4 protein-coding genes are annotated in these 3,055 nt (G+C 61.7%); all 4 read left to right on the top strand.

The window, feature by feature from the left end:
- The coding region (locus tag KDH09_17040; GenBank protein ID MCB0221406.1) for a hypothetical protein at positions 1-142 on the top strand (142 nt) is incomplete at its 5' end.
- 125 nt (positions 143-267) lie between these two features.
- Positions 268-897, top strand: coding sequence for a hypothetical protein (locus tag KDH09_17035; protein ID MCB0221405.1), 630 nt, complete (start codon positions 268-270; stop codon positions 895-897).
- A 299-nt stretch (positions 898-1,196) separates the two neighbouring features.
- A complete protein-coding gene (locus KDH09_17030) occupies positions 1,197-2,597 on the top strand; it encodes a hypothetical protein (GenBank protein MCB0221404.1) in 1,401 nt (466 codons plus the stop codon).
- A 22-nt stretch (positions 2,598-2,619) separates the two neighbouring features.
- Positions 2,620-3,055 (top strand): YfiR family protein (locus tag KDH09_17025; protein ID MCB0221403.1); only part of this gene is annotated, 436 nt, incomplete at its 3' end.

Genomic DNA, 3,055 nt, shown 5'->3' with positions numbered 1-3,055 from the left:
GGGACGCGCCTTCCGCGAGAGCGTGCTGGCCAACGGCGATGCCGAGGACCCGATGGACCTCTACAAGAAGTTCATGGGCCGCGAACCCGACCTCTCCGCCCTGCTGGAGCGCTCCGGACTGCTGGATACAAAAGCAGCATAACCACCCCTAGAATCCGCTCGACCCGCCGCCCCACAAATCAATTGCGGCGTGGCCCTCATTGCGTTAGTTTGGTGCGCAATCAAACCGATGAATATTTCGGGTGAATTCGGCCGTGGAGACGAGTCATGAAACAGTTCAGAAAAGTTACCCGGTGCTGGGCCAGCATTGTCGTTGCATTCGCGCTGGTATTTGCCACAACCAACTGTGCGGTGTTTCCCCAGAATCTGGCGCCGGACGTCAAGGCTCCTTCGCCGACACCTTCTGCCACACCACTCAGCCTTCAGTATTCGTTCTTTCTCGGCGATAGTCGCATCGTTTCGGGAATGCTGATGGGCGATGATGATGCGGTGGAGGCAATCCGTAAGAAATCCGCCGAGTTTGGATTCGAGATCCAGCGCGTTGCGCCCCAGGTGGACCCGGTTGCGGAAAGCCAGCGCAAGGGCGAGCGCATTCGGGTCCTGAAAGTCCGCGCAGTGGAGGACGCATCCTCATCGGCAATTGCTGCAATCATGATCTATGTGTTTCTGGGCCTGATCCCCTGGAAGTCTTCAGTTCGCTATGAAGTTCAGGCCGATACTTACGAGAATGGCACAGTCGTAGAGTCCTACTTCGTCGAGGATTCCGACTCGATCTGGGCTCACCTGATCCTGCTTCCCTTCGCTATCACTGGACCGGCGGTTGCACAGAGCACGCTGGACAACATTGTGGCGAACTATTTCTCCCAGCTTCGGCAGCGTGAGTTTGCGGCGCAATAGTAAATCTCAGTCATTTCAGCGGGTTATGAGTAGCATACATCCCCCCGCCACCGGGTTGTGACACCTCCGAAAATGCTGGCGATCCGGCCGCTGTTGCCCTTCCAATCGCCTGCCCCGGAGGGCAGAATCCCCGATTGCTGCCCATCAGCGCGGGACACCGGGAGCGCACGCCAGTGCGTGCCCCAAATCACCCCGATTCCGGGCGAACCCCGTGAAATGATAGGGAAATTCTGGAGCCCGGGTACTTCCGATTTCGCTCGGAAAACACTATAAGATGGGGCCATAGGGGGAGAGTCCGAATGAAGCTACACAGATGGGGTGCCTTGGCGGTTTTGTTTGCCGTCATGGCCAGTCTTTCCACGTCCGATGCAGGAGCCCAGGCGCGTCAGCGCTACCGTCTCTGGCCGGAAATCGTCAATCGCAACGTACTGATTCCGATCAAGCTCGCCGACGCCGGCAATGAGCAGACGGTCGAAATCCGCATCGATAACCCGACCTCCTACGACTGGAGCGCCTTCAACATCAGCTTCGACGGCATTCCGGCCCACATCGACAAAGAGAATTTCTGGGAGGGAATGCTCGGTGAGCGCGGTAGTTCGCGGTTTCTTCCCAACATGTCTTGGCTGGTGCCCGACAAGGCCATCCACGGGCGCTTTCCCAAGAAGCAGACCACTGCCTTCCCGATTCACGTGACCGTGCCGGCGCTGCTCCCCGGGTTTACCGAGGCGCAGCTCCGCTACACCCTGACCGTGCAGGGCCCCAATCGCGCATTTCGCGAGCTGACGGGCGCCCTGACCTTCCAGTTCGACAAGGAACAGCCCCGTCTGGCCGGCGCCAAGAAGGACACCAACCCGGTCAACTGGCGCTGCGGCAGCGCCTCCCTCGACGTCAGCGCAACCTGCGAGGGTGAGGGCGGCGTGCCCGAGACCTCCGGCGAGAGTGCCAGCAGTTGGGTGAAGAAGTCCGCTTCGGTCGAGTGCAAGCACGCGGCCCCCGCGACCACCGCAGCCGAGGGCTCTGCCGCCTGCACCGCGCGTGGCAAGTCGTTGACCCTCTCGCTGCTCAGCTCGGTCACCGCCCAGGGTGGTTACTCGCCCACCGGCAAGTGTTCGAGCGCGCTTCCCAATGGTTTTTGTTACGGCAAGGGCAGCGCCGCGGCGACCGGCACCGCCAGCCTGGACATCCCCAAGACTGAAGAGGACCTGAGTTTCAACCTGGACGTGCGCGGCATCGACTGCAGCAAGGTGAGCGAGGATTCCGAAGCCTCGGTCTGGATGACCGGACCCGACAAGAAGCCCGTCCGCCTGCGCGCGGGTACCGAACTCATGCCCGGCAAATACGCCCTGGGGCTCTCCAGCAAGACCAGTGCACAGGCCGCCGGCGTGGGCAATCGTTCCATCGCCTTCACCAGCACCCGCACGCAGGCCTGCACGGTTCGCCTCTCCGTCGCGGGCCTGACCGAGAAGGAACTCTTCCTCGAGATCCTCTCGAGCGAGCCCGGCTGGGTTCTCATCAACGGCGAGCGCCGCGGCTTCCTGCCCATCGGAGAGCAGCAGGCCCTGCTGAGCCTTCCCTCGGACCCGGCGACCCGATTCCAGTTTGAATACCTCGACGGCACGCTCACCAGCGAGCAGGCCTTCAGCGATGCGATCGAGACCAACGGCCAGCCGAGTCTGCGCTTCGCCAAGCCGGTCAACTGATCGGGAAGGGAGACCCTGAGAAATGAACACGATGAAATCGAAAACCATCCTCGGCGCGGCGGCGGCTCTTGTCGTACTGTTGGCCGTTTCAATTCTGAACCTCACGGGCGGCACGAACCTCGCCCACGCCGCGCTCAGCCGTTCGGAGCGGGCCAAGCAGGAAGCGGAGTTCATCAACAACTTCCTGAGCTTCGTCGACTGGCCGGGCACCGCTTTCTACGACGACAAGGCCCCGGCCGTGCTCTGCGTGGTGGGCAAGAACCCCTTCGCCAACACCCTGAGCAAGTATGCCGCGGGCAAGGACGGACCGCGCCCGCTGGCCGTCGTGGAGCTCGAATCCCTGGCGCAGGCACCTGCGTGCCACATGATCTACATCGAATCCTCGGCAAAGGCCCGGGTCAGCGAGATCATGGGCAGCTTCGGCGATTCCGCCGTGCTGACCGTCAGTGAAATCGAAG

It is taken from the genome of Chrysiogenia bacterium, from assembly GCA_020434085.1.
Taxonomy (GTDB): Bacteria; JAGRBM01; JAGRBM01; order JAGRBM01; family JAGRBM01; genus JAGRBM01.
This window is presented reverse-complemented; position numbering and strand designations above follow the sequence as displayed.